Below are 25,601 nucleotides of genomic sequence, written 5' to 3'. Positions count from 1 at the left end.
GGAATATATTGAGCAGGATGAGGATGTATTATCTTATGCGCTTCTTCCTCAGCCAGCAGAGAAATTCTTTAAATATAGGATTGAGCAAAGAAATAAAAAGGAAAATCCTGACACGGGCAACAATAATGAAATAATGGCTGTAATATCAGCGGCTGTAGCTTCTATGGAGACTGAACCGGGTACAAAACTTATAGTTAGATCTTTTAGAAGAGTGCCACAGGTATCCCCATTATGGAGTACTGCTGGTAGATTACAGAGATTCCAGACCAAATTATAATATAGATATCAAGAATGTTGGAGGAAACCCCTAAGCCTGGTGGTATCAAGCTTAGGGGTTATTTTTTTATGCTACTCTGTAGATGCGGATTCCAAATCCGCCTGCTTTATGATTATTTTAATCAAGACCGTGTAGCCAAATCTATGAAAATTTCAAAATTCCATTAGATTGTTAATAAATATATTCTTTTAGGGTTCTGGGCAGATATGAAATTTGTTCCTACATGTTTTTTCTCTCAACAAAACATTGAGGGTGTAAATATATGTAATTTATTTTATTGCTATTATAAGAAAGTACCTTTATTTTACTATTCTTCCTTATGTGCTTGCCGCACTTTAGACAGAAAAGATTGGATGAGCCAGCCAAATCATCATAACTATCCAAAGAAATTCCTTCTATCTTGCTCCAGCTTTTCCATCCATTTTTACAAAGGATTATTCTATTTTCAAAATCAGCGAAAACCCATCTTAAAAGCTTATGGAAATGAAATGGATAGTGAGTATATTTAATGTACTGCTCAGGTAATCCCAGCCTTATAGTGTATAGCTCAAAATTTTTTTCCACTATCTCCTGAATTCTTCCGGTTATATGTGTGCCATACCAACAATAGCTGTTATCGTTTAGCCAGTTTTTTAGTTTTTCAAACATATAACCTCTACAAATCTCTATTGTTTCTGTTTTTGGGACTTGAAGCTCTTTGAAAGCCTTCTGAACTATAGTTACCACTTCATCTAGATATAGCTTCTTCTTGAAGTTTTTTTTATCATATAATTCTACAGGAATAATATCAAAGTAGTATTCATTGGTTTCAGGCCTGTATACTCCAATACAAGTGCCACCTATAAAACTGCCACTTCCTGCATCATCTATCTGTATCATTCGAATCACCTGTAAGTTATTATGAATAAATTGTGTATCAAATTATCCCCCTGTCGCTATCGCGACAGGGGGATTAAAGCACATTTTATTTATTATCTGCAAAATTGATTCTTTGTATTCCCATCATACATATGTAAGACATTGCTAATCAAAGTCGAAAACTTCCTAAATTATAGTATTTTTGATCTAGTAGAGTTTTTAAGAAAAAAGTGTAAAGTACTGAATTATGCAATCTCTTGATTTTTATCCTGCAAAAATGTAATATATATATAGTACATTATTTATTTAGGTATATACGATGGATAAATTTTTTTGTAGGGGCGGGTTAGGAACACGCCCCTACAAAGGTTATATAGGGAGGAAGTATACATGGAAGGTAAGTCACATGATTTGATTTCCAAAATTCAAGTCAGCATGCCTGAATTGAGTAAAGGTCAAAAGTTAATTGCAAATTATATTATAAATCATTATGATAAGGCTGCATTTATGACTGCAGCAAGATTGGGCGAGGTTGTGGGAGTTAGTGAGTCCACTGTTGTAAGGTTTGCGATAGAGCTCGGATATGATGGATATCCCAAACTGCAAAGGGTATTGCAGGAGTTGATCAAGAGTAAGTTAACTTCTGTTCAAAGAATGGAAGTATCATCAAATAGAATAAGTGAAGAGAATATCCTAAAAAGCGTTTTACAGTCAGATATGGAAAAAATAAAAATCACTTTGGATGAAATTGACCAGGGTGTGTTCAATAACGTGGTAGAAAACCTGCTGAAGGCAAAGAAGATATATATTCTCGGTGTAAGGAGTTCGGCGCCTTTAGCCAGTTTCCTCGGTTTCTATTTTAATATTATTTTTGATAACATACGTCTTGTGCATACCACAAGTGTAAGTGAGATGTTTGAACAGATAATAAAAGTATCGGAGGAAGATGTAGTAATAGGTATAAGTTTCCCCAGGTATTCAAAGAGAACTATTAAAGCAATGCAGTATGTAAAAAGTCAGGGAGCAACCGTTATTGCCATTACTGACAGTGCAGATTCACCACTGGCCATGTATGCCGATCATTCACTTATAGCAAGAAGTGATATGGCATCCTTTGTAGATTCCCTGGTGGCCCCTTTGAGTGTGATAAATGCATTGATAGTAGCAATTGCAATGAGGAGAAAAGAACATATATACGGGACTTTTGAAAAGCTGGAGAAAATATGGGATGAATACCAGGTTTATGAGAAGTATGATAATATTGAACCTGTTAGGAAGGAAGACTATTAATAAAAGTTTTGCGATTGATAAGTTTTACTTCCAGTTATCAATCTGTCAAAGGAGATTAATATACCATTAACAAAATGTAAGATAAAACGGGGTGAATTCATATTCACCCTTAATTTTTCTAGGGAAATGGGAATAATAAATAGATGTTGATATCAGGAGATAAAGTATGACAAAGAGAGTGGTAGTAATAGGTGGTGGGGCAGCAGGCCTTATGGCAGCCGGAAAAGCGGGAGAGCGCGGACTTGAAGTAATCCTCCTGGAAAAAAATGATATGCTGGGAAAAAAGATTTTTATTTCCGGGAAAGGTAGATGTAACATAACAAACAACACGGATATAGAAGGAATAATAGCTAATACTCCCGGAAATGGCAGCTTTCTGTATTCGACTTTATATACTTTTTCCAATGAAGAGCTTATAGCTTTTTTTGCAGCAAACGGTCTGGAAACTAAAGTTGAAAGAGGGGGTAGAGTATTTCCCGTATCGGACAAGTCACAGGATGTTATAGATGCTCTTAAAAAATATATTAAAAGCAATGGAGTAAACATCCGGTTAAAGGCTGCTGTTCAGGCAATTGAAACAAACGGGGGTACAGTTACGGGTGTGAAATTGAAGACCGGTGAAGTTATTAAGTGCGATTCTGTAATTTTGGCTACCGGTGGTGTTTCATATCCCGGAACAGGTTCGACAGGTGAGGGACATGAAATGGCAAAAAGACTCGGACATACAATTGTTGATCTGAAACCGTCGCTTGTACCATTGGTTGCGGAAGAATCGTGGGTTAAGGAGCTACAGGGACTTTCCCTTAAAAATATACGTATTACAATGCAAAATAACAAAGGCAAGAAAGTATACAGCGATTTCGGGGAAATGCTGTTTACTCACTTTGGCGTATCGGGGCCTGTGATACTGAGTGGTAGCAGACATATACTGGATTATGGCTACAAGGATATAAAACTTGTAATAGATCTAAAACCCGCGCTGGATGAGGAAAAGCTGGATGATAGGGTGCAGAGGGATTTTGAGAAAAATTCAAGAAAGCAATTTAAGAACTCTTTGGATGATTTGCTCCCACAGAAGCTTATTCCCATAATTATTGCTTTATCTGGAATTTCTCCTGAAAAATTTGTTAATCAGATAACAAGGGAAGAAAGAAAAAGCCTGGTGAAACTGCTCAAAGGTCTTACTGTAACCATAGCCGGTTCAAGGCCTATAAACGAGGCTATTGTAACCGCAGGAGGGGTTTCTACGGACGAAATAAATCCTTCGACAATGGAGTCAAAGCTCATAAAAGGCTTACATTTTGCAGGCGAAATTATTGATGTTGATGCTTACACAGGCGGATTCAATCTGACAATAGCTTTTTCTACAGGTTATCTGGCAGGATTGCATTGCTGACACACTGATCCTTACGTGTATTTTTTGCCAAAGCAGAGCATATTATTACTATACGCAACAACGTTAATAATTTAAAAGAATTAACGTATGATTCGCGGATTTGATGTAATATGTGAGGTGACAAAAATGAAGCTCCTTGTCTACAGGGTAAACAAGCACAGGAAAAATAAAAGTGGTATCAAGAATAGAAGAAGTGTAGCATCCTTTGGGAGCTCAGTACTGAGCTGGCTTTTTAGTACAGATAGAGGGAGCATGGGTAAGAAGAAAAAATCTGATGACAGCTATAAAAAAAGAAATAATACATTTACAAGAGTTGACTCATATAGACAGAAGCAGAAATTTTCTTTCGAGCGTTTCATGTTTTTTACATTCATTATTGCGTTTACGTTGCTTGTAATAGTACAGACTGCACTTATAAGCCCTTCTGTCAGAACATTTGTCAATGGAAATGATGAGTTTGAAGGTACTCCGCTTGGAGTCGAGGAATACTTGTACGAAGAGGGAGAAATCGGACTGAAATTATTAAGCGGAAGTCCGGATGGGCGGTTGAAAGTATTGATAAATGGCGACGAGGCTGCAGTCTTTAATAATAGTGTTATTAGCTTACCTGTCAAGGATGGAGATATTGTGGAAATTGACGGAAGCGGAATCCAGGATGAAGCTGAAGTGATAATAATAACTAAAAGCGAAAATATAGACTCAGAATGTGCAAATAAAAGAGTCCGGATAAAGTCAGGAGTAAAGAAACTTACGCAAGTAAAAATCGGTTAAAGAAAATCCGGTACAAATACTTTCAGCAGAAAAAGGTATAGTATAACTTAACTGTGAGATTAACTTTAATTAAGCTCACAGCTTTTTGTTGTTTTAGGCTAATTATTCCTATATAATAATTATAGTTTGTAAAGATTGAAGTTAAATATATCAAAAAGTCTTTAGATTTTTGTAGAATTAAAAATGTTTGTTTATACAAAACTATTACTATCATGTATGCAACTACTAATTATTTTGCAAGGATGTGCTAAGTGTGGATAATAAACAATTTGGAAGTAAGGAAATAGCAAGTGCCGCTATAAAGATAGCATTATCGGCGGACAGGCAGGATGAAAAACAGCTACAGGCAGATTTTATTAAAACAGGTATACATACTGCTGGTGTAGATTACGGCGGTGAATTTATCAATTCTGTAATGAAGATTATTGAAAGAGCTGTTGTGTCCGCAAAGAGAGAAGGAGTAATAAGCGAAAGTCATGCTGAAGAAGGAGCTGTTGCGGGTGCAACAAGAGAAGCAATTTCTCAGATAATGCCTAAGGCAATAGGCTTGAATGTCGGTGGTAAGATAGGTATAGCAAGGTATAAGGATCATGTAAGTGTAGCAATTTTCTTTGGGATAGGTCTGCTGCATCTGAATGAAGTATCCATTGGCTTGGGACACAGGGCAGTATAGGCTGTTGAATCATTTGAATAAAAAGTTATTAAAATTAATAGCTATAAATTAGGGATAGTAACACAAATAATGTATTATGGAAGCACGGAGGTTCAAAGATGGTAAGAGCAATCAGAGGCGCAATTACTGTAGAGAATAATACAGTAGATGATATTATCAATGAAACTAAAACCTTATTATGTGAAATCGAGAAAGCAAATGGTATTAACCAGGACGACGTAATCAGTGTATTTTTCTCGTCTACGAAAGATCTGGATGCAGTATTCCCGGCAGTAGCAGCAAGACAACTTGGCTGGACCGATGTTGCTCTGATGTGTACAAATGAAGTTGATGTACCTGGGAGCCTGAGGAAGTGCGTAAGAGTATTAATACACATAAATACCGATAAAAGCAATAAAGATATAAAGCATATATATCTCAAAGGAGCAAAGGTTTTAAGGCCTGATCTTTAGTTTGTGCCAGCAATATTTTCAGATGTTTGAAGTAGAAACAGGAGATTATTAAACAGACTCGTTATTTAAAAGAGGAATTTTAGAATTTATATAGAATTATATACACGAAAATCTTCCAATTGATGAATAAGCCAACGGAGGAGTTTGAATTGAAAAAAGTTAACATAGCAATCGACGGACCGGCAGGAGCAGGTAAAAGTACTATTGCAAAAAGTGTAGCAAAGGCTTTAGGCATTATCTATCTGGATACTGGAGCGATGTATAGGGCTGTTGCCCTTAAGGCTGCCAGACAAGGTATCGATACCAGGGATGCTGACAAACTGGCACAAATGGTAAAAAGTATAGAAATCAGAATTGCTCACATAGGAATTGAGCAGCAGATATTTCTTGACGGTGAAGATGTTACACACAAAATAAGAACACCCGAAATATCAATAGGAGCTTCAAATGTTGCGGCCATACCTGCTGTAAGGCTGAAGCTTGTGGAGCTGCAAAGGGAAATAGCTGATAAAAACAGCATAGTTATGGATGGAAGAGATATAGGTACTTATGTACTCCCAAACGCAGAATTAAAGATATTTTTAAATGCGTCTGTCGAGGAGAGGGCATTAAGAAGGTATAAAGAGCAGATAGCAAAGGGAATAAGCGGCATCTCACTTGAAGAAGTAAAGAAGGATATTGAATACCGGGATAAAAATGACAGCAGCAGAGAATTTGCTCCTTTGTCAAAAGCAGCAGATGCAGTTGAAATAGACACAACAAATTATACTATTGAGCAGGTTGCAGAAAAAATTATGTCTCTAATAAAGGAATAAATAAATGAAAGATATTGTCAGGTTAATTGTGAGGTTGATATTCTGTATTTTATACAGAGTTGAGATTAAAGGAAGAGAAAATATACCCTTAAAGGGTGGAGCGGTACTATGTGCCAATCATGCCGGGGAACTCGATATGTTTTTCATCGGGTACAGAATAAAGCGTCTGATTCGTTGGATGGCCAAAGAAGAGCTGTTCAGAAATCCTGTCGTAGGTTTTCTCATCAGACGGCTTGGTGCTTTTCCGGTCAAGAGGGGAACAGGGGATGTAGGTGCCATCAAAACAGCATTTAAGCTTCTGGATGACAACCACATACTTGGAATGTTTATTGAAGGTACAAGAACCAAGAGAAATACGGGAAGGGTAGCTAAGCCTAACCCAGGTGCAGCTATGTTTGCGATTAAAAAACATGTTCCGGTTATTCCTGTTTCCGTCGAAGGAGACTATAAACCCTTCAGCAAAATAAAAATAGTGTTTGGAAAACCGTATTACCTTGATGCAGATAAGAATATTAAATACTCTAATGATGAGCTGAAGGAATTCAGTAAGAGCATAATAGAAAGAGTATATGCTCAGATGGAGGAAAAATAATTGGAAATAATCTTAGCCGACACTGCTGGATTTTGCTTTGGGGTGGACAAGGCAGTAAATACTTTAGATAGATTATTAAATGAAAATGAAGACATATATACGCTTGGACCTATAATTCATAATGAACAGGTTATAGACAGATTCAAGAAAAAGGGTGCACGCGTCATAGATGATGTCAAATGTATCCAAGGCTCTGGAATCGTTGTGATAAGAGCACATGGGATTGCTCCGGAAGTATATGAGGCAATCAAGGAAAAGGAGTTGAGTTTTGTTGATGCTACCTGTCCATATGTAAAAAAAATTCATAAACTGGTCGCTCAGAAATATGATGAAGGATACAGGATAGTTATCATAGGCGATAAAAATCATCCTGAAGTAATAGGCATAAACGGTTGGAGTAATAATACGGCTTACATAGTGAACAGCATTGAAGATGCAGAACAGATCGGAAAAGATGAGAAAAAGCTTTGTTTAGTAGCTCAGACAACATTAACCAAGGAAAAATGGGAAAATATTAATAAATACCTAGAAAATAAATTTGAAAATGTAATAAAATTTGATACAATATGTAATGCAACAAGTCAAAGACAGCAGGAAGCATTAGAACTTGCAAAAAAAGTTGACTTGATGATTGTAATAGGCGGTAGTAACAGCTCGAATACACAGAAGTTGTATGAAATCTGCAAAAAATACTGTCCTAAAACACTAAAAATAGAAATGCCCGGTGAATTACCACTGGAGGATATAAAAAACTATAATAAAGTCGGTATTACTGCTGGAGCATCAACGCCGGACTGGATAATCAAGGAGGTTTTAAAAAAAATGAGCGAATTAAATAAACAGGAAAACGAAATGAGCTTTAAAGAAGCCTTTGAAAGTTCTCTTGTTACACTGAAAACTGGTGAAATCGTAAAAGGGAAAATTATTGGGTTTAATAATTCCGAGGTTTATGTGGATTTAGGATTTAAATGTGATGGAATTATACCAATGGAAGAGTTTACGGATGACCCGGATTTCAATCCTTCCGAGTCACTAAAGGCAGGGGATGAGGTTCAAGTTTTTGTAATAAGAGTAAATGATGTAGAAGGTAACGTCCTGTTATCTAAGAAAAAGATCGATGCTATGAAATCATGGGAAAAAATTGAAGAAGCCTATGAGAAAAAAACACCTGTCAAAGCAAAGGTTGTTGATGTAGTAAACGGCGGTGTTGTTGCAAATGCCGGCGGTATAAGGATTTTTGTACCAGCTTCACAAATTAGTGATAAGTTTGTGAAAGATCTGAATGAGTTTATGAAGCAGGTAATAAATGTAAGGATTATTGAGCTGAATAAACAGAAGAGGAAAATTGTTGGCTCACAAAGGGTGATACTTGAGGAAGAAAAATCGCGTGCAGCAAACGATTTCTGGTCCAGCGTGGAAATAGGCAAGAAGTATGCGGGAACAGTAAAGAGTATAATGGATTTTGGTGCTTTCGTAGATATAGGCGGAATTGACGGTCTTATTCATATATCAGAACTCTCATGGACTAAAGTTAAGCATCCATCTGAAGTTCTGAAAATAGGGGATAAAATTGAAGTAAATATACTCGAATTTGACGCGGATAAAAAGAGAGTTTCACTTGGATACAGAAAAGCCCAGGACAATCCGTGGTTTAAAGCTGAAGAAAAGTATAAGGTCGGAGATATAGTAAAAGGTAAAGTTGTGCGTATTGTACCATTTGGTGCATTTGTTGAACTTGAAAAAGGGATAGACGGACTCGTTCACATCTCTCAGATTTCCAATATGAGGATTGCAAAACCGAGCGATGTGTTGGAAATAGGCCAGGAAATTGAGGCCAAGATAACGGAGTTTAGCCTGGAAACAAAGAAAATCAGCTTGAGTATAAAAGAAGTAAATCCTATAGACCCTGTGAAGCCAAATGAAGAAAAAGCAGAAACCAAGGGTGAAGAAGAACTTCCTACAGAACACAAGGAAGAAATGACCGTAACATTAGGAGATATTTCAGCAAGCTTAAAAGAAGAATAAAGCAGAAAAACTTTTATTATCCATGAAAGAATAGGGTATTTTACATTCCCTATTCTTTTTTTGTATTGACATTATTACCTTTATTTTTACAGTAAGTTATGGTAAAATGGAATATAGTGTATTGTATATTAATCTTAAACAGATATTATTAATGTGTTTAATTAATATAAGTTTATGGGAGAGTGACCATGGAGAGAACACTTGTTATCCTTAAACCCGACACTGTCAAAAGAAAGCTTATCGGCGAACTTATTACCAGAATTGAAAGAAAAAACTATGCTATATCTGCTTTGAAAATGATAAATATTCCGAGATCTGTTGCTGAAAAACACTATGAACATGTAAAAGATATCCCCGTATATGATGACATGATTGACTTTATGACTTCGGGCCCTGTTGTAATAATGGTTGTAGAAGGTGAAAATGTCATTCAGACTGTCAGAAATCTGATAGGAAAGACCAATTCCTTTGAGGCTGCTCCGGGGACAATACGTGGTGATTTCGGTTCTAGCAGGTATCAAAACTTGATTCATGCTTCAGATTCAATAGAAAACGCTGAAATAGAGATAAAAAGATTTTTTAACGAATGCTAGTAGTATTATTATTCTTATAAAATTAAGCTGTTTTTCAATCACATCTCTTTTTACTGCTTTTTACCATCATATCGTTATTTAATGTTTCATGAATTGGATAGTGGATATGTATATTCTACAGACAGGTATGCAGTTATTGAAAATACAAAAGAATGGGGCGTCGTATCTATGATGGATTATGAAAAATTTAAAGAACAGATATTTACTATGACAGGTATAAACTTAAGCTGCTATAAAGAAAAACAGATGAAAAGAAGGATTGATTCCTTAATCAGTAAAAACGGATATGATAACTATGATGGCTATATAATAGCTTTAAAGTCTAATAAAATACTCTATAATGAATTTATAAACTATCTTACTATAAATGTATCAGAGTTTTATAGAAATCCTGAGCAGTGGGAGGTTCTTGAAAAGGAAATAATTCCAATGCTGCTTCAGAAGTCTAAAACACTAAAAATATGGAGCTCCGCCTGTTCTACAGGAGATGAACCCTATACACTTGTAATGGTGCTGAATAAATTTCTACCCTTGAAAGATATCAGGATTCTTGCGACTGATATTGACAGAGGGGCAATTGAAAAAGCTGTTAATGGTATTTATAATCCCAAAAGTGTGGAAAATCTCCCGAAAGAGTTTTTAGATAAGTATTTTATTAAATCAGGAGAAACTTTTGTTGTAAAGGATGAAATCAAGAAGTGCGTTGATTTCAAACAGATAAATCTTTTAAAAGATGAATACCCAAAGGAATGTGATCTTGTAGTGTGCAGAAATGTACTTATATACTTTACTGAAGAAGCAAAGGTAGATATATATAAGAAGTTCAATAAAGCGTTGAAAGTCAATGGAATACTTTTTGTAGGGAGTACCGAACAGATAATCTTATCAAACAGGTATAGTTTTAAACCTGTCAGGACATTCTTTTATTTGAAAGAAGACAATTTGCCAATTATTTGAAGGTGCCAGCTTCAGATAAGGCTAAATTAAGAGAAATAAAAAGAGGACTTTAAATAAAGTCCTCATGGTGCGAGAAACAGGACTTGAACCTGCATGAACTTGCATTCACTAGAACCTGAATCTAGCGCGTCTGCCAATTCCGCCATTCTCGCATGATAAAGTTTTCTAAGTGCTAATTCGTGAGCGCAATAAACATTTTACTAAATAAACACAACTTTTGCAAGTGGTAATTTATTATTTTTTTATTTTTCTCAGTTATCAGTTTATATACAGCGTAATCATCAGGAGGCAACAAATGGAACGTGAATGGATAAAAGGTGACAGAGTGTTGGAACGAATTAAGGATCTTATCGGTACAGTTGGGGAAAAACTGGGTATAGAGATTATGAGCTTGGTTTTGTTTGGTTCCAGAGCCAGAGGTGACAGGAATTCACAGAATGATTATGAGATATTATTACTCACACATGATAATATAGGGCTAAATTCCTATATATTAATAAATGATACTTTAAAGCTGGAACTGCTGAAGGAAAAACTGTTTCGGGTAAAGGTACAGGTATATACTCCTGAGACCTTTGAAAAAATTCTTTATAATGATGAAATTACCGGTACATTTTTGTATATGATTTGTAAAGAATGTATAGTATTATATGATAAGTGTGGTACTTTCGGACAGATATTGGAGAGAATATCATTTAACAGCATGAAGGATGAGGAAGTATTCATAAAACAGTGTATTGAGTTTGCAAGGATGTTTGGTTCTGAAAAATGGGCGCAGAAGTGGGAAAAAGTTTTGATGCAGCATAAGTATATCAAAAAAAGAAAAGGATATTAGAATTATATAGCAATTCTATAGCACAGGAGGCTTGACTTTGGAAAATTGTATAAGCAAGTTCAGAAAAATGATGAAGGATAAAAAGGTTGCAGTTTTGGGCATAGGCATAAGTAATACTCCTCTAATAAAATATTTGTATTCCATGGGGGCAGACATCACAGCATTTGATAAATCCGATAAAGAAAAACTGGAACAGGTATTAAGCAGTTTCAAAGGTTTAGATATAAAATACAGTTTAGGAGAAGATTATCTAAAAAACCTAAAAGGCTTTGATGTGGTTTTCAGAACACCAGGAATGCGGTATGATTTACCTGAATTAGTCGAGGCGAGAAAAAACGGAGCGCAGATAACATCTGAAATGGAAGTGTTTTTCGACTTATGTCCTGCTGAAATATTTGCTGTCACAGGGAGTGACGGGAAAACAACAACTACTACTTTAATCTATAATATGTTAAAGGAGCAGGGATATGTCTGCTGGTTGGGTGGAAATATAGGAATGCCATTGCTGAGCAGAGTTGAAGAGATAAAGGAAACTGACAAGGTAGTACTTGAGTTAAGCAGCTTTCAACTGCATACTATGCGAAAAAGTCCACATGTAGCCGTAATAACCAATATCTCACCTAACCATCTGGATGTGCATAAATCCATGGAGGAATATACAGACGCAAAGAAAAACATTTTTCGCTTCCAGAGTGAAAATGATAAGCTGGTACTAAATTTTGATAATGAAATAACTAAACAATTCGGAATTGAAGCAAAGGGGAAGGCAGTATTCTTCAGCAGGACCAATAGTATTGAGGAAGGTGCTGGACTGGAAAACGGCATGCTCGTTTTTAGCAATCCGGGAAAAAAATTGGAACTGGTTAAGGCTGAAGACATTAGTATCCCTGGAGTTCATAACATTGAAAACTATTTGGCGGCTTCAGCAGCTGTTATTGATTATGTAGAGCCTTCAACAATACGTAAGGTAGCAAAGGCCTTTAAAGGTGTAGAACATAGAATTGAGCTTGTTAGGGAACTGAACGGTGTTAAATTTTACAATAGTTCAATAGACAGCAGCCCAAGCAGGACAATTGCTGCTTTGAATACTTTTAAGCAAAAGGTTATTTTGATAGCAGGAGGGAAGGATAAAGGGATACCGTATGATGATATAGGAGAACCTATAATAAAAAGAGTAAAGCATCTTGTGCTGATAGGTGCTACTGCATCAAAAATAGAAGCAGCAGTCAAGGAAGCTATGTCAAGAATGGGTACTGGTGAGGAATTGACTGTAACAAAGTGTAATACATATGAGGAAGTGGTGAAAACTGCTTACTCATTTGCCAAGGAAGGGGATATAGTAATTCTCTCTCCGGCAAGTACCAGCTTCGATATGTTTAGGAATTTTGAAGAAAGGGGCAATATTTTTAAGCGGATAGTTAATAGTTTATAGAATATGAAGGTGATAGAGCTCTGGAGTGAAAACAAACCACTGTTGTGACACAACAACCTGTGAAGCTAGCGCAAGAGGATATAAAACATATGTGATTAACGAATGTGTCGGAACTTTTGATCTGGAAGGGATAGATGGAAAGATTATTCCGCGTGATACTGTACAGTATGTTACTTTAAATATGTTACAGGGTTTGCAAAATGTATTACTTTCACAGAGTTTAAAAACAAATATTTATAAAATAAAAACAGTTCACTATATAGTGAACTGTTTTTTGGTGGGAGGAGATGGATTCGAACCATCGAAGTCGTGTGACAACAGATTTACAGTCTGCCCCCATTGGCCGCTCGGGAACCCTCCCATTAATAAAAAACAAAGCTTATTAAAGAAAAACTGCTCATGTAGTATAGCATTTATTTTGGGAAAAATCAAGAGTTATTTATTAGGAAATTCTAATTGGCTTAATGAGCTTAAATGAAATTAATGATAAATTGGAATTACAATTAGTTGATATGTAAACAAAAAATAAAAAGCTAACTCTTAAAACGAATTAGCTTTTTTGGTGCCCAGAGCCGGAATCGAACCAGCGACACGAGGATTTTCAGTCCTCTGCTCTACCGACTGAGCTATCTGGGCTTAAACTGCAGAAGTCAGAAATCAGAAGTTAGAAATCATTTAAGCTTCAAAGAAGCCATTCATATATGACTACTTCCTTCTGTTTTCTGTGACTCTGTTTTATTGGTGGGCCTTCAGGGACTCGAACCCCGGACCAACCGGTTATGAGCCGGTTGCTCTAACCAACTGAGCTAAAGGCCCGTCAAAAGTGACATTGACTAGTATAAATGAAAATAAGCAATTCGTCAAGAGTAAATAATGGAAAAAATAATAATTATATTAATATTAATTCTGATATAATCTAATAATATAATGCACAGTTAAGTGCGTGCCTGAATTGATAGAATATGGGTGTAATTATCTTTGATAACCAAGATATCACCTGTGTTGATTGGCCGCTTAACGGAGTATGCTGAGTATGAGGTGACATATGGATTACATAAGTATTTTGAAGAGACTTAGTACATATGCGGCTGTATCGGGATATGAAAAAGATATGGCAGAGCAGATGAAAGAACTGTTTGGTGAATATTGTGATGATGTAGGCATCGATAAATTTTATAATGTCGTTGCAATCAAGAGAGGTACAGGAAATGGAAAGTATAGGATAATGATTACCGCACACCTTGATGAGATAGGGTTTCTTGTCAAAAGTATTGATGAAAATGGTTTTCTCAGATTAGCCAATATAGGGGGTATAGACAGTAAAATATTGCTGGCTCAGGAAGTAACAGTTCATGGAAGGGACAAGATTCCCGGCTTTATTGGAGCAAAGCCTCCGCATCTCTTAAAACCCGAAGAAACAAAGAAGGCAGTTAAAATGGATGATTTGTACGTTGATGTGGGAATGAATGCGGAATATGTTAAGAATATAATTAGTATAGGGGACTTAATTACCTTTAAATCAGAAATGAATGAACTGCAAGGAGGTAAGTTAAGCGGTAAGACAGTAGATAACCGCTGTGGAATTGCTGTACTGCTCGGGGTTATGGAAGAATTGACAAAAGTTCTGCATGAAATTGATGTATATTTTGTAGCAACTGTACAGGAAGAGACACACTGCACAGGCGCTGAGACAGTATCCTTCAATCTTGAACCTGATATAGCCGTAATTATAGATGCATGTCATGGAGATATGCCTGATGCCCCAAAAGATGAGACATATCCTTTGGGGAAAGGACCTGCCATAGCTATCGGGCCAAACCTTCATAGAAAGTTTACCAAAAAGCTGATGGAAATATGTAAAGAAGAGAATATTCCATTCCAAATTGATGTTGAGCCTGATGACACAGGTACTGAAGCGTGGATAACTCAGGTTTCACGAGCCGGAATTCCTTCATTGCTGGTTTCAATTCCTGTAAGGTATATGCATACAACAGTTGAAACGGTTGATGTACAAGACATAAAAAATGCAGCAAGAGCTGTAGCGGCATTTGTAAAGAGATTAGAACCAGGTAGGGAGGGGATTCAATGTCTTTCAATTTGAGCATTCTAAAAGAACTAACAGAGCTAAACGGGGTTTCGGGAAACGAAGATGCGGTAAGAGATTACATACAGAAACAGATCAGTACTTACGTTGATAATATAACGGTTGATACTATGGGAAACCTGATTGCTTATAAAAAAGGTGATTCTTCCAAGTACAAGGTGATGCTGTCGGCGCATATGGATGAAGTGGGATTTATGGTTACCGGATATGGTGACGGCGGCACTCTTAAGTTTAAGATGGTCGGAGGCATGGACGAGAGAATATTTCCGGGGAAAAAGGTGTTTATAGGCGATAGGCGCATTCCTGGTGTAATAGGAAGTAAAACAATACACCTCCAGGAAAGGGAAGAAAGAAGAAATAATATCAAACTCAGGAGCATGTATATTGATATTGGAGCGGATAAAAGGGAGGAAGCAGAGAGGCTGGCACCAAGAGGGGATTATATTTGTTTTTCAAGTGAGTTTACTGAATTTGGTGATAGTTGTATTAAAGCTAAAGCATTGGATGATAGGGTTGGATGTGCGGTTTTGATAGAAATGCTGAAAAACAAATATAGCTTTGATTTATATGCATGTTTTACAGTACAGGAAGAAGTAGGATTAAGAGGGTCAGAGGCTGCAGCATATGCAGTGAACCCTGATTTAGCCCTTGTACTGGAGGGTACTACCTGCTCTGATGTACCAGGGGTAGAAAAGTACGAGTATTCAACTATTCTGGGCAAAGGAGCAGCCCTTACCATCATGGATAGAACATCATACGCAGCAAAAAACTTCGTAGATTTTATCTATAAAACTGCTTTAGCCAATAATATCAGTGTCCAGTACAAACAGACAACTACTGGTGGAAACGACGCGGGCAAAATACAAAAAGTACATAAAGGGGTAAAGGTAGCAACGATTTCAGTTCCATGCAGATATATACATTCGCCCGTATCTGTAATGAATAAAAATGATTTTGAAAGCTGTATTGCTCTGACACGGGAAGTGCTAAACGGATTTAGTAAGGATCAGAGTAAAATAGAAGCAATTAAGAACGGAGGGTATATAGATGTTTGATCTGGTCAGAAAATTTACAAATGCATTTGGAGTATCCGGAAATGAGGAAGAAATAAGTGAGGTTATCAAGACCGAGATAAAGGACAAGGTAGATGAGATATATTCCGACACACTTGGGAATCTTATAGCGGTTAAGAAGGGTACGGGTAAAAAGATAATGCTTGCAGCCCATATGGATGAGATAGGCATAATGGCCACCTATATTGATGAAAAAGGCTTTATACGTTTTTCTAATATAGGCTGGGTTTCACCTTATTACTCTCTTGGACAGAAAGTAAGATTTAAAAATGGAACAACCGGTTCTGTATTTTATGAGGAAAAAATCGAAGAAATGAAGGATTTAAAGCTATCAAGAATGTATATAGACATTGGTACAAGCAGTAAAGATGAAACGGAGAAGAAGATTCGAATAGGCGATACCGCTTGCTTTATCGGAGATGCAGTGAACGAAAATGGTAAGATAATCTCAAAAGCTCTTGACAACAGGAGTGGGTGTGCAGTACTTGTAGAAACTGTCAAAAACCACCCTGAAACCGAAAATGAACTGTATTTTGTGTTTACTGTTCAGGAAGAGTTGGGATTAAGAGGAGCCAGAACTGCTGCTTATCAGATCAAGCCAGATATCGCTATAGCAGTGGATGTTACTCTGACAGGGGATACGCCTGAAACAAAACCGATGGAAGTAAAATGCGGAAGAGGCCCGGCTATCAAAATCAAGGACAGCTCGGTCATATGCCACCCGGAGGTCAGGAGAATATTGGAGAATTCTGCTAAAAAACTAGACATACCTTATCAGTTTGAAATACTGGAAGCAGGAGGAAGTGACCCTGGGGCAATACACTTAACAGCTGGAGGTATACCCTCTGGAGCAATATCCATACCCTGCAGGTATATGCATAGCCCGGTGGAAATGGTGAGTGTAAGTGATCTGGAGAATGCTGTAAAATTGCTTTCGCAAGCAATATTATGATTAAATAAATAAAAGGTCTGTTGTTTTGCAATAGACCTTTTATTTATTACTCACGCTCTTGAATTGTGATCTCAAGGCCTCCGAAACGTTTCGAAAAAGTATTATATATAAATCCGATAAGCATGTATATTGCTCCATAAAAAGGAATAGCAACTACAGGCAGAATGGCATATACAGCACCAATGAACAAAAATTGTCCGGATTTTAGAAGAATAGCGGCAATACACATAATAATTCCTATAAGAATGAATAAGGCCATAGGAATTACCATAATATATATTGAGACTTTGAAAATACTGATCAATCCGAATTCTTTAATTTCAAGTTTTTTCATTACTTACCCTCCTAAAATAGTGTGTAAGGAACAATAAAATAAGAAAAGGACATTTGTTTTATTTACATTATTTACTATAGATACAAAAGAATTTTGTACTTAAAAAACAGGATAAAAATATAAAGATGAATAAAGAGGAAATATACAAATTTGCGTCGAATTATAAACAAATACCTATACCTACTTCTGCGCAGAAAAGTAGCGCTAATATTGTGAGGTGCTTATATGAAAATATCCTTTCTGGGAGCAGCAAAAACTGTGACAGGTTCGTGTTATCTTTTGGAAACAAAGAATTATAGGCTTCTTGTCGATTGTGGATTATTCCAAGGTCATTCAAAGGAAGTCGCGCTGAATGAAGAGGATTTTGCATTTAATCCTTCAGAAATTGATTATTTGTTACTCACCCATTCCCATATCGATCATAGCGGCAGGATACCTAAATTGTATATTGACGGATTCAAGGGCGAAATCGTCACAACAAAAGCGACAACAGAGTTGTGCAGCATAATGTTACCTGACTGCGGTCATATACAAGAACTTGAAAATGAATGGACTAACAGGAAACGACAAAGAGCCGGTAAGCCTCCGGTAGAACCTTTGTATACATATCAGGATGCGATTGACTGTATTAAGCTTTTCCGCAGTGTCGAATATAGTGAAGTCATAAAGCTGAATGATGAAGTAAAGCTTCGGTTTAATGACGCAGGCCACATACTTGGTTCTTCCATAATCGAAGTATGGATAACTGAAAACGGGGAAGAGTCCAAAATAGTATTTTCCGGAGACCTTGGCAACAAAGATATACCCATATTGAGAGATCCGTCACTCATAGAAAGTGCTGATTACCTTGTCATAGAATCGACATACGGAAACAGGCTCCATGCAGATAATAAAAATAAAGTTGAGAGGTTTGTTGACATAATAAATGAAACAGTTGATAAGGGTGGAAATGTAATAATCCCTTCTTTTGCGGTAGGCAGGACTCAGGAAATCATATATGAGCTGCATAAGCAAAGGGACAAATATAATTCCAAAATCCAGAAACTGCTCAGTATGCCTGTTTTTATCGACAGCCCTTTAGCAATATCAGCAACGGAAATCTTCAGAAGAAATCTGGATTGTTATGATGAAGAGGCAAAGGCATATATTGCTAATGGTGATAACCCTCTCGAGTTTGCCGGCCTGCAGTTTACCAAAACTCCCGATGAGTCAAGAGCGCTGAATGAGAGAGATGACAGTATTATTATCATTTCTGCAAGTGGAATGTGCGAAGCAGGAAGAATAAAACACCATCTGAAGCATAATCTTTGGAGAAAGGAGTGTACTATACTGTTTGTAGGCTATCAGGCAGTCGGTACATTGGGAAGGAAACTTGTAGATGGGGCAAAAAAGGTAAAACTCTTTGGTGAAGATATTTCTGTAAATGCAAGAATAGAGATGATAGAGGGGTTTTCGGGACACGCAGACAGGGATGGCTTGCTGGAGTGGATAGGGAAATTCAACAGAAAACCGAAGAAGATTTTTATTGTGCATGGTGAAGAGGATGGCATGATGGATTTTGCAGCCTCAATAAATGAAAGATTCAATATAGATACTATAATACCTGGAAAGGGCGATTCATACATAATTAATGCTGCAAGAGTAGTAGAAGCCGGTGAAAAGCAGCATACAGCAAGTCACAGCTACAAGAGGCTAGCAGTTATTGAAATGCTGGAGACTCTTAAGGAAGAATTTGATGAATTGGCAGAGTTGTTAAAGAATGAGTTGAAGCAGGACAAAAGCGATCTTGAGGTAGATGAACTGAGGGCTAAGCTGAAGACTCTGGAAAAGAATATGGTCGAGGTTTTGAAGTAGGGATATTTTTTCAACAATTATATGACTGAAAAAAATATCAAAAAAGTGAAAAGCAAAGAGAATAAAGAAGTTTTTCTAAACAAAAACTTCTTTATTTTTTTTTGTCTATGTTATACAATATTAAAGAACAATTTCCTTATACTAGCCTTGCAGGTAGGTAGAAGTATGGTAGGTATTGTAATTTGTAAGTTTGGAAGGATGGTAGAACATGTGGTCAGTGGGGTCACTATTATTAACGCTGCTTCCAATAGCAGTAATTCTTTTTATGCTCATTATTTGGAGAAAACCGGCTGATATAAGCGGTATTGTTGGGTGGTTAATTATCTCCGTAATAGCATTCTTATTTTTCAGGACAAACCTCGAAGTAATTTTTAGATCTTCTTTAGCAGGACTTATCAAATCGTTTCCCGTTTCTCTTATTGTTGCAACTTCATTATTACAAATGGCGTACATGGAAAAGACCGGTGCCTTAAAGAGGGTTATCATATTCATAAAGACAATAGCCAGTGAAAACAAGGCTGTGCAAATTATGATGATTAATATAGGATTTGGAACCCTTATGGTGGCTGTAGGTGCAACTCCGGTTTCACTTTTGCCGCCCATTCTGATCGCAATGGGTTATTCTACTTATGTTGCTATAGCACTGCCCTCCATCGGGTATGATTCATTATGCACATACGCTCTACTTGGAGCGCCAATCGTAGTATTCCACGGGATAGCAAACGATTTTCTGGTAAAAAACAATATAATTCAAAAAGGCAGTGAGCTTTCATTATCTGACATAGGGAGTATATTTTTTATTTTCCTTCCTGTTGTCTCGACGCTGATAGGCTTCTGCATGCTTTGGATAGTAGGCAGGGCAAAAGCTGTAAAAGAAGGCTGGCTCCCTTGTCTTATCACCGGATTGGTGATTGGTATAGTATCTTACTTTACCAACAGGTATGACAATTTTGTAACTCTTACCGGGGTATTATGCGGTATAGCAGTAATTATAACTATGGCAGTTTACTTGCTGGTTACGGGTAAAAAGGTAATAGACAGGAGTAGACTGACAGATGAAGAAATAGAATATGAGAAAAAGTTTCCTCTATGGAGAGCATTGATGCCATGGTTGATTCTGATTGCAGTAATACTTATACTAAATGTTCCTAAACCATTATTCAATTATCTTTACAATGTTAACAAACTCCCTATCCAGGGACTTACTGCAGATGGATCACCTATAGCTACCAGAGCTTTGTGGAATGCGTATACATGGATATTTGTAAGTATTCTCCTATCCATTCCGTTCTTGCGTCCATCTGCCGTACAGATCAAAGACACCTTGAAAGTATGGTGGAAGAGAGCACCGAGACCGGTTTTTTCAGCAGCTGTATTTTTTGCTATAGGTGAACTTATGAATATGTCCGGATTTGATATGATACAGAACAAGTTTGCAAACAGCAGTATGGTACAGGTATTGGCAAACTTTTCTGCAGACGTGTTTAAGGGAGCATATAGTGCTATTGTATCGTTTATAGGACTATTTGGAGGCTTTATAACAGGAAGTGAAGCGTCAACCATCGCTATGTTTGCTAAATATACACTTACTACATCCAAGGAGCTAAACCTCAATATTACCGGAATGCTGATAATAACAGCCGGGCTTGCTTTTGGTGGGGGACTTGCCAGTGTTATTTCACCTGCCAAGCTTCAGAATGCAGCTGCGTCGATTGATAAACTCGGAGAGGAGAACAAGGTCATACGTATAGCATTTGTTTTCTCTCTGCTCCTTACACTTGTTACTTCTGCTTTTGTCGTTATGCTGTTGAAAACAGGAATACTCTAGTTTATTTGAAAACTATTTATGGGAGGATTTTATTATGATCTGGAACAAGGGAGCTGAATGTCTGAATAGAAAGGATATGGAAGCTTTACAGCTTGAAAGGCTAAGAGATGTTGTAAAAAGAGCTTATGAAAATGTGCCTTTTTATAAAAATAAGTTTGATGAAATCGGTCTCAAGCCCGAACATATTCAAACCTTAAGCGATATAGAAAAAATACCCTATACAACTAAGAATGATTTGAGGGATAATTACCCGTACAGTCTCTTTGCTGTTCCGATGAAGAAAATAGTAAGATTACATGCGTCATCAGGTACGACAGGCAAACCCATAGTAGTAGGCTATACAAAAAAGGATATGGATGATTGGTCTGAAGGAGTTGCCAGATTGATAGTTGCAGCAGGTGGTTGTGAAGATGATATAGCACAGGTTGTATTTGGCTATGGGTTATTTACAGGGGGTTTTGGGCTGCATTATGGTCTTGAAAAGGTTGGCATTACTGTAGTACCTGCATCAAGCGGTAATTCTGAAAGACAAATGATGCTAATGCAGGATTTTGGTTCGACAATCCTTGTTGGGACTCCTTCATATGTGCTGTATCTTTCCGAAATCGCAGAGGAAATGGGAATAAAGAAGGGAATGCATAAACTGAGACTGGGTCTGTTTGGCGGAGAAGGACACACTCCTGAAATGAGAGCTGAAATAGAAAAAAGGTGGGGGATACTTGCTACTGAAAACTATGGGTTAAGCGAAATAGTAGGCCCGGGTGTTTCCGGTGAATGTATCTATCAGTGCGGAATGCATATTAATGAGGATTTGTATTATCCTGAAATAATTGAATCGGATACCGGAAAAACTCTTGGCTATGGTGAAAAAGGTGAACTGGTTCTCACAACTCTTACAAAAGAGGGAATTCCTATGTTAAGGTACAGGACAAAGGATATTACCATACTCAATCCTGAAACCTGCAAATGTGGCAGAACAAGTGTAAGGATGAACAAGGTACTCGGAAGAACTGACGATATGCTCATAATAAGGGGAGTGAATGTTTTTCCATCGCAGATAGAAAGCGTACTTGTGGGGATGGAGCACATAGGACCTCATTATCAGATAATTGTTACCAAAAAGGGCTATATGGACGATATAGAAGTCCAGGTAGAACTTATTGATGGGAAAGTGCTGGAGAAATTCAGCGAACTGGAGAATATTGAAAAGAATATAAGACACAAGATAAAAACGGTATTACAGATAGATGCAAAAGTAAAGCTGGTGGAGCCTAAGTCTATAGAACGTTCTGTCGGAAAGGCAAAAAGAGTTATTGATTTAAGGAATAAATAAACCAATAAATAGATTTTCAGGGTTACAATAAATTAATTTACATTAAAATGTTTATGTCTTATAATTGTAATAATGAAAACTGAGTATTTTACATTAATATTTTTAAGGGCGGTCACGTGAAATGGACAATATTAGTATTTTTGGTTCAATCTTAAGCTACTATATGATTTTCACATACTTAATACAGCCTATTTTTATGATTTTGGTTGTATGTTTTTTAGTCAAGGTAGCTAAATATGTTGCCAATATTGAGAAACAAAACAGGACATTACTAGAAAAGCTGGACAAGAAGATCTCCACATCAGAGATAAATCAAGAAACAGAAAATCAATAACCTAATAATCGGGGAGGAAATGTAAATGAAAAAGTTGATGCTTGGTAACGAAGCTGTTGCCAGGGGAGCTTATGAGGCAGGTGTTACTATTGCTACTGCATACCCAGGTACACCCAGTACGGAAATAACAGAGAATATTGCAAAGTATGATGAAATATATTCTGAATGGTCTCCAAATGAAAAAGTAGCTCTGGAAGTTGCAATAGGGTCTTCAATAGCAGGTGCAAGGAGTATTTGCTCGATGAAGCACGTTGGATTGAATGTGGCAGCTGACCCATTATTTACTGTTTCCTATTCAGGAATAAACGGCGGGCTTGTTATAATGGTTGCTGACGATCCTGGAATGCACAGTTCTCAGAACGAGCAGGACAGCAGATTTTATGCCAGATTTTCCAAAGTTCCGATGCTAGAGCCATCAGACAGCCAGGAATGCAAGGACTTTGTAAAAAAGGCGTTTGAAATAAGCGAAGAATTTGACTGCCCTGTAATAGTAAAATTATCTACAAGAATAGCTCACTCACAGAGCATAGTAGAAGAGGGCGAAAGGGTTAATTATCAGTTAAAGGAATACAGTAAGGATTTTAGCAAATACGTTATGATGCCTGCTATGGCAAGAAAAAGGCATCTGGTAGTAGAAAAAAGGATGTCTGAGCTGAAGGAATATTCGAATAATTCAGATATAAACAAGATAGAATGGAAAAGCAAAAAGACAGGTGTTATCACAAGTGGAGTAGCTTATCAATATGCCAAAGAGGTATTTGCTGATGCATCATTTTTAAAGATAGGTATGGCATATCCACTGCCTGATAAATTAATAGCGCAGTTTGCTTCAGAGGTTGAGGAACTTTTTGTAGTTGAGGAATTGGAACCATTTATAGAAGATCAAATAAGGAAAATGGGCATAAAAGTTACAGGTAAGGACAAATTGCCTGTAACAGGTGAATTGAGCGCAAAGATTATTCGTGAATGCTTGCTTGGATTAAAGGAGGAAACAAAATCTAAAATAAATGATATTGTACCGGTAAGGCCTCCTGTTATGTGTCCCGGATGTCCTCACAGAGGAATGTTTTATGTACTGAAAAAATTAAAGTTGAATGTAAGCGGAGATATAGGCTGTTATACTCTTGGAGCATTACCGCCGTCTGAAGCCATGGATACATGTGTATGTATGGGAGCCAGCGTAGGTATTGCACATGGTATGGAAAAAGCCCGTGGCAAGGAATTTGGAAAAAAGACCGTTGCAGTTATAGGGGATTCCACATTTATTCATTCAGGAATTACCGGCTTAATCGATGTAGTATACAATAAAGGTAATTCTACTGTAATAATCCTCGATAATTCTATAACAGGAATGACAGGTCATCAACATAACCCAACTACAGGATTTACCATAAAAGGTGAGCCTACAAGGCAGGTTGACCTTGTAAAGCTTTCAAATGCTGTTGGTATAGAAAGGGTAAAAGTAGTTGATCCATTTGATATTAAAGAATTTGAGAAAGTCGTTAAAGAAGAAATAGAAACAGAGGAGCCTTCGGTTATAATATCTCAGCGTCCCTGTGCGTTACTTAAAAATGTAAAATTTGAAGGTTCATTAAAAATAAATTCTGAAAAATGTAAAATGTGTAAAAAATGCATGACTGTCGGATGTCCGGCAATAGTGAATAAAGGCGGACATATAGAAGTAAATGAGGCTCTTTGTGTGGGATGCAGGCTATGTACCAAGGTATGTGCGTTTGATGCTTTTGAAAAGGCAGGTGGCTCAAAATGAGTGATTTGAATATAATGATTGTCGGTGTGGGCGGACAGGGTTCTCTGCTTGCCAGCAGAATACTGGGAAATGTTGCTCTTAAAAAATCCTATGATGTTAAAGTATCAGAAGTGCATGGTATGTCACAAAGAGGGGGAAGCGTTGTTACTTATGTGAAAATAGGCAAAAAAGTAAACTCTCCTTTGATAGAGCAGGGCGAAGCTGATGTGATTCTTGGCTTTGAACAGCTAGAATCACTTAGGTGGGTCGAGTATTTAAAAGAAGACGGAAAGCTCATAGTCAGCGAGCAGACAATAAATCCAATGCCTGTTATTATGGGAAAGGCTTCTTACCCTGAAAATATCATTGATAAGCTGAAAGCCAGCTACAAAAATGTTATTTCAATAGATGCTCTAGATATAGCAAAAAAGTGCGGAAATATAAAAGCTGTAAATATAGTACTCCTGGGATTGATGGCAAAAGGTACTGCAATAGAGAAGGATACATGGCTTGAGTCTATCAGAGAAACTGTTCCTGCGAAGTTTTTAGAGGTGAATATGAATGCATTTGAAGCAGGATATAACGCAGGCTAAATTTAAGTGAAAAGTAAAGAGGACGGAGTAACGGACACATCAACACTCTGTATTCTTTCCTCACTATCTGTATTTATGTCAGTGATATTAAAATATTTAGGTATAAACATTTGAGATAGTAATAAGGATGGTGGTGTTTTGTATGGCATTCTGGAATAAGACATATGAGTGCATGGATAGGGATGAGCTATCAAAAGTGCAGTACGACAGGCTTATAGACACAGTGAAAAGGATATATCATAATGTTCCTTTTTACAGAGAAAAAATGCAGAAAATAGGATTGGAGCCTTCGGACATCAGATCAGTTGAGGATCTAAAAAAGCTTCCATTTACCTATAAACAAGACTTAAGAGATACTTATCCGTATGGTCTGTTTGCAGTGCCATTGAGTGAAATTGTGAGAATCCATGCTTCTTCAGGTACCACTGGAAAGCAAACGGTTGTGGGTTATACCCGTCGTGATATCGATACATGGGCTGAAGT

At 37.1% G+C, this 25,601-nt stretch carries 25 protein-coding genes and 4 tRNA genes; 23 read left to right on the top strand and 6 right to left on the bottom strand.

Going from position 1 to position 25,601, the window contains the following annotated elements:
* Positions 1–277: oxaloacetate decarboxylase subunit alpha (locus tag N3I35_18915; protein MCX8132152.1), on the top strand; the 277-nt coding region annotated here is incomplete at its 5' end.
* A gap of 219 nt (positions 278–496) precedes the next feature.
* On the opposite strand, the gene N3I35_18910 is transcribed toward N3I35_18915, so the two are convergent.
* Complete coding sequence (locus N3I35_18910; protein ID MCX8132151.1) at positions 497–1,156, bottom strand: hypothetical protein; 660 nt, start codon at positions 1,154–1,156, stop codon at positions 497–499.
* 369 nt (positions 1,157–1,525) lie between these two features.
* Between N3I35_18910 and N3I35_18905 the strand changes: the two genes are divergently transcribed.
* The 10 genes from N3I35_18905 to N3I35_18860 all read left to right on the top strand — a co-directional run bounded on the left by N3I35_18905 (position 1,526) and on the right by N3I35_18860 (position 10,699).
* Entirely contained in the window at positions 1,526–2,425 is a 900-nt protein-coding gene (locus N3I35_18905) for a MurR/RpiR family transcriptional regulator (GenBank protein ID MCX8132150.1), read from the top strand.
* 166 nt (positions 2,426–2,591) lie between these two features.
* Entirely contained in the window at positions 2,592–3,821 is a 1,230-nt protein-coding gene (locus N3I35_18900; protein MCX8132149.1) for an NAD(P)/FAD-dependent oxidoreductase, read from the top strand.
* A gap of 126 nt (positions 3,822–3,947) precedes the next feature.
* The gene (locus N3I35_18895; GenBank protein ID MCX8132148.1) at positions 3,948–4,592 is read left to right on the top strand and encodes a hypothetical protein; all 645 of its coding nucleotides are present in this window, start codon (positions 3,948–3,950) and stop codon (positions 4,590–4,592) included.
* A gap of 253 nt (positions 4,593–4,845) precedes the next feature.
* The gene (locus tag N3I35_18890; protein ID MCX8132147.1) at positions 4,846–5,265 is read left to right on the top strand and encodes a HutP family protein; all 420 of its coding nucleotides are present in this window, start codon (positions 4,846–4,848) and stop codon (positions 5,263–5,265) included.
* Positions 5,266–5,363: 98 nt separating this feature from the next.
* Positions 5,364–5,717: a chorismate mutase gene (gene aroH, locus N3I35_18885; protein MCX8132146.1), complete on the top strand. Its 354-nt coding sequence runs from the start codon at positions 5,364–5,366 to the stop codon at positions 5,715–5,717.
* A gap of 122 nt (positions 5,718–5,839) precedes the next feature.
* On the top strand, positions 5,840–6,532 hold the full coding sequence (gene cmk / locus N3I35_18880; protein ID MCX8132145.1) for a (d)CMP kinase: 693 nt from the start codon (positions 5,840–5,842) through the stop codon (positions 6,530–6,532).
* Positions 6,533–6,536: 4 nt separating this feature from the next.
* Positions 6,537–7,124, top strand: a complete 588-nt coding sequence (locus tag N3I35_18875; protein MCX8132144.1) for a 1-acyl-sn-glycerol-3-phosphate acyltransferase — start codon at positions 6,537–6,539, stop codon at positions 7,122–7,124.
* Positions 7,125–9,149 (top strand): bifunctional 4-hydroxy-3-methylbut-2-enyl diphosphate reductase/30S ribosomal protein S1, encoded by a 2,025-nt coding sequence (locus N3I35_18870; protein ID MCX8132143.1) that lies wholly within the window; start codon positions 7,125–7,127, stop codon positions 9,147–9,149.
* Between the two features lie 188 nt (positions 9,150–9,337).
* A complete protein-coding gene (gene ndk, locus N3I35_18865; protein ID MCX8132142.1) occupies positions 9,338–9,742 on the top strand; it encodes a nucleoside-diphosphate kinase in 405 nt (134 codons plus the stop codon).
* Positions 9,743–9,913: 171 nt separating this feature from the next.
* Positions 9,914–10,699, top strand: coding sequence for a protein-glutamate O-methyltransferase CheR (locus N3I35_18860; GenBank protein MCX8132141.1), 786 nt, complete (start codon positions 9,914–9,916; stop codon positions 10,697–10,699).
* 65 nt (positions 10,700–10,764) lie between these two features.
* Here the strand turns inward: N3I35_18860 and N3I35_18855 are convergent.
* A tRNA-Leu gene (locus N3I35_18855) sits at positions 10,765–10,851 on the bottom strand.
* Between the two features lie 143 nt (positions 10,852–10,994).
* Between N3I35_18855 and N3I35_18850 the strand changes: the two genes are divergently transcribed.
* Together N3I35_18850 and murD are read left to right on the top strand one after the other, a co-directional pair.
* The gene (locus tag N3I35_18850; GenBank protein MCX8132140.1) at positions 10,995–11,534 is read left to right on the top strand and encodes a nucleotidyltransferase domain-containing protein; all 540 of its coding nucleotides are present in this window, start codon (positions 10,995–10,997) and stop codon (positions 11,532–11,534) included.
* A gap of 37 nt (positions 11,535–11,571) precedes the next feature.
* Positions 11,572–12,966, top strand: a complete 1,395-nt coding sequence (gene murD, locus N3I35_18845; GenBank protein ID MCX8132139.1) for a UDP-N-acetylmuramoyl-L-alanine--D-glutamate ligase — start codon at positions 11,572–11,574, stop codon at positions 12,964–12,966.
* Positions 12,967–13,241: 275 nt separating this feature from the next.
* Here murD and N3I35_18840 read toward each other — a convergent pair.
* From N3I35_18840 to N3I35_18830, 3 genes are all read right to left on the bottom strand, one after another.
* Positions 13,242–13,327 (bottom strand) — tRNA-Tyr (locus N3I35_18840).
* Positions 13,328–13,526: 199 nt separating this feature from the next.
* Positions 13,527–13,602 (bottom strand) — tRNA-Phe (locus N3I35_18835).
* 103 nt (positions 13,603–13,705) lie between these two features.
* Positions 13,706–13,782, bottom strand: a tRNA-Ile gene (locus N3I35_18830).
* A gap of 229 nt (positions 13,783–14,011) precedes the next feature.
* Here N3I35_18830 and N3I35_18825 point away from each other — a divergent pair.
* Genes N3I35_18825 through N3I35_18815 form a run of 3 tightly spaced genes read left to right on the top strand, consistent with a single transcriptional unit; the run spans position 14,012 to position 17,095 of the window.
* Positions 14,012–15,067 carry a M20/M25/M40 family metallo-hydrolase gene (locus N3I35_18825; protein MCX8132138.1) on the top strand — a complete coding sequence of 352 codons (1,056 nt, stop codon included), beginning with the start codon at positions 14,012–14,014 and terminating at the stop codon, positions 15,065–15,067.
* Complete coding sequence (locus N3I35_18820; GenBank protein ID MCX8132137.1) at positions 15,052–16,125, top strand: M42 family metallopeptidase; 1,074 nt, start codon at positions 15,052–15,054, stop codon at positions 16,123–16,125. Before N3I35_18825 ends, N3I35_18820 begins: the two co-directional genes overlap by 16 nt.
* A complete protein-coding gene (locus N3I35_18815; protein MCX8132136.1) occupies positions 16,118–17,095 on the top strand; it encodes a M42 family metallopeptidase in 978 nt (325 codons plus the stop codon). The genes N3I35_18820 and N3I35_18815 overlap by 8 nt, the downstream gene beginning before the upstream one ends.
* Before the next feature lie 46 nt (positions 17,096–17,141).
* On the opposite strand, the gene N3I35_18810 is transcribed toward N3I35_18815, so the two are convergent.
* Positions 17,142–17,429, bottom strand: coding sequence for a hypothetical protein (locus N3I35_18810; GenBank protein MCX8132135.1), 288 nt, complete (start codon positions 17,427–17,429; stop codon positions 17,142–17,144).
* Between the two features lie 225 nt (positions 17,430–17,654).
* Between N3I35_18810 and N3I35_18805 the strand changes: the two genes are divergently transcribed.
* The 7 genes from N3I35_18805 to N3I35_18775 all read left to right on the top strand — a co-directional run.
* Positions 17,655–19,283 carry an MBL fold metallo-hydrolase gene (locus N3I35_18805; protein ID MCX8132134.1) on the top strand — a complete coding sequence of 543 codons (1,629 nt, stop codon included), beginning with the start codon at positions 17,655–17,657 and terminating at the stop codon, positions 19,281–19,283.
* A gap of 208 nt (positions 19,284–19,491) precedes the next feature.
* Entirely contained in the window at positions 19,492–21,111 is a 1,620-nt protein-coding gene (locus tag N3I35_18800) for an L-lactate permease (protein MCX8132133.1), read from the top strand.
* A gap of 34 nt (positions 21,112–21,145) precedes the next feature.
* Entirely contained in the window at positions 21,146–22,444 is a 1,299-nt protein-coding gene (locus N3I35_18795) for a phenylacetate--CoA ligase (GenBank protein ID MCX8132132.1), read from the top strand.
* A gap of 121 nt (positions 22,445–22,565) precedes the next feature.
* The gene (locus N3I35_18790) at positions 22,566–22,778 is read left to right on the top strand and encodes a hypothetical protein (protein MCX8132131.1); all 213 of its coding nucleotides are present in this window, start codon (positions 22,566–22,568) and stop codon (positions 22,776–22,778) included.
* A gap of 25 nt (positions 22,779–22,803) precedes the next feature.
* Entirely contained in the window at positions 22,804–24,546 is a 1,743-nt protein-coding gene (gene iorA / locus N3I35_18785) for an indolepyruvate ferredoxin oxidoreductase subunit alpha (protein ID MCX8132130.1), read from the top strand.
* Positions 24,543–25,118: an indolepyruvate oxidoreductase subunit beta gene (locus tag N3I35_18780; GenBank protein ID MCX8132129.1), complete on the top strand. Its 576-nt coding sequence runs from the start codon at positions 24,543–24,545 to the stop codon at positions 25,116–25,118. Before iorA ends, N3I35_18780 begins: the two co-directional genes overlap by 4 nt.
* A gap of 142 nt (positions 25,119–25,260) precedes the next feature.
* A partial coding sequence (locus N3I35_18775; GenBank protein MCX8132128.1) for a phenylacetate--CoA ligase occupies positions 25,261–25,601 on the top strand: 341 nt, incomplete at its 3' end.

The organism is Clostridia bacterium (assembly GCA_026414765.1).
GTDB lineage: Bacteria > Bacillota > Clostridia > Acetivibrionales > DSM-27016 > SKW86.
Note: the sequence above shows the minus strand (reverse complement) of the source record. Positions and strands in the feature narration are given on the sequence as shown.

Bases quoted from the DNA above. Each gene is read 5' to 3' on its own strand.
- N3I35_18910 (MCX8132151.1), bottom strand. From the start codon at position 1,156: ATGATACAGATAGATGATGCAGGAAGTGGCAGTTTTATAGGTGGCACT.
- N3I35_18905 (MCX8132150.1), top strand. From the start codon at position 1,526: ATGGAAGGTAAGTCACATGATTTGATTTCCAAAATTCAAGTCAGCATG.
- N3I35_18900 (MCX8132149.1), top strand. From the start codon at position 2,592: ATGACAAAGAGAGTGGTAGTAATAGGTGGTGGGGCAGCAGGCCTTATG.
- N3I35_18895 (MCX8132148.1), top strand. From the start codon at position 3,948: ATGAAGCTCCTTGTCTACAGGGTAAACAAGCACAGGAAAAATAAAAGT.
- aroH (MCX8132146.1), top strand. From the start codon at position 5,364: ATGGTAAGAGCAATCAGAGGCGCAATTACTGTAGAGAATAATACAGTA.
- cmk (MCX8132145.1), top strand. From the start codon at position 5,840: ATGAATAAGCCAACGGAGGAGTTTGAATTGAAAAAAGTTAACATAGCA.
- N3I35_18875 (MCX8132144.1), top strand. From the start codon at position 6,537: ATGAAAGATATTGTCAGGTTAATTGTGAGGTTGATATTCTGTATTTTA.
- ndk (MCX8132142.1), top strand. From the start codon at position 9,338: ATGGAGAGAACACTTGTTATCCTTAAACCCGACACTGTCAAAAGAAAG.
- N3I35_18860 (MCX8132141.1), top strand. From the start codon at position 9,914: ATGGATTATGAAAAATTTAAAGAACAGATATTTACTATGACAGGTATA.
- N3I35_18850 (MCX8132140.1), top strand. From the start codon at position 10,995: ATGGAACGTGAATGGATAAAAGGTGACAGAGTGTTGGAACGAATTAAG.
- N3I35_18825 (MCX8132138.1), top strand. From the start codon at position 14,012: ATGGATTACATAAGTATTTTGAAGAGACTTAGTACATATGCGGCTGTA.
- N3I35_18820 (MCX8132137.1), top strand. From the start codon at position 15,052: ATGTCTTTCAATTTGAGCATTCTAAAAGAACTAACAGAGCTAAACGGG.
- N3I35_18815 (MCX8132136.1), top strand. From the start codon at position 16,118: ATGTTTGATCTGGTCAGAAAATTTACAAATGCATTTGGAGTATCCGGA.
- N3I35_18810 (MCX8132135.1), bottom strand. From the start codon at position 17,429: ATGAAAAAACTTGAAATTAAAGAATTCGGATTGATCAGTATTTTCAAA.
- N3I35_18805 (MCX8132134.1), top strand. From the start codon at position 17,655: ATGAAAATATCCTTTCTGGGAGCAGCAAAAACTGTGACAGGTTCGTGT.
- N3I35_18800 (MCX8132133.1), top strand. From the start codon at position 19,492: ATGTGGTCAGTGGGGTCACTATTATTAACGCTGCTTCCAATAGCAGTA.
- N3I35_18795 (MCX8132132.1), top strand. From the start codon at position 21,146: ATGATCTGGAACAAGGGAGCTGAATGTCTGAATAGAAAGGATATGGAA.
- N3I35_18790 (MCX8132131.1), top strand. From the start codon at position 22,566: ATGGACAATATTAGTATTTTTGGTTCAATCTTAAGCTACTATATGATT.
- iorA (MCX8132130.1), top strand. From the start codon at position 22,804: ATGAAAAAGTTGATGCTTGGTAACGAAGCTGTTGCCAGGGGAGCTTAT.
- N3I35_18780 (MCX8132129.1), top strand. From the start codon at position 24,543: ATGAGTGATTTGAATATAATGATTGTCGGTGTGGGCGGACAGGGTTCT.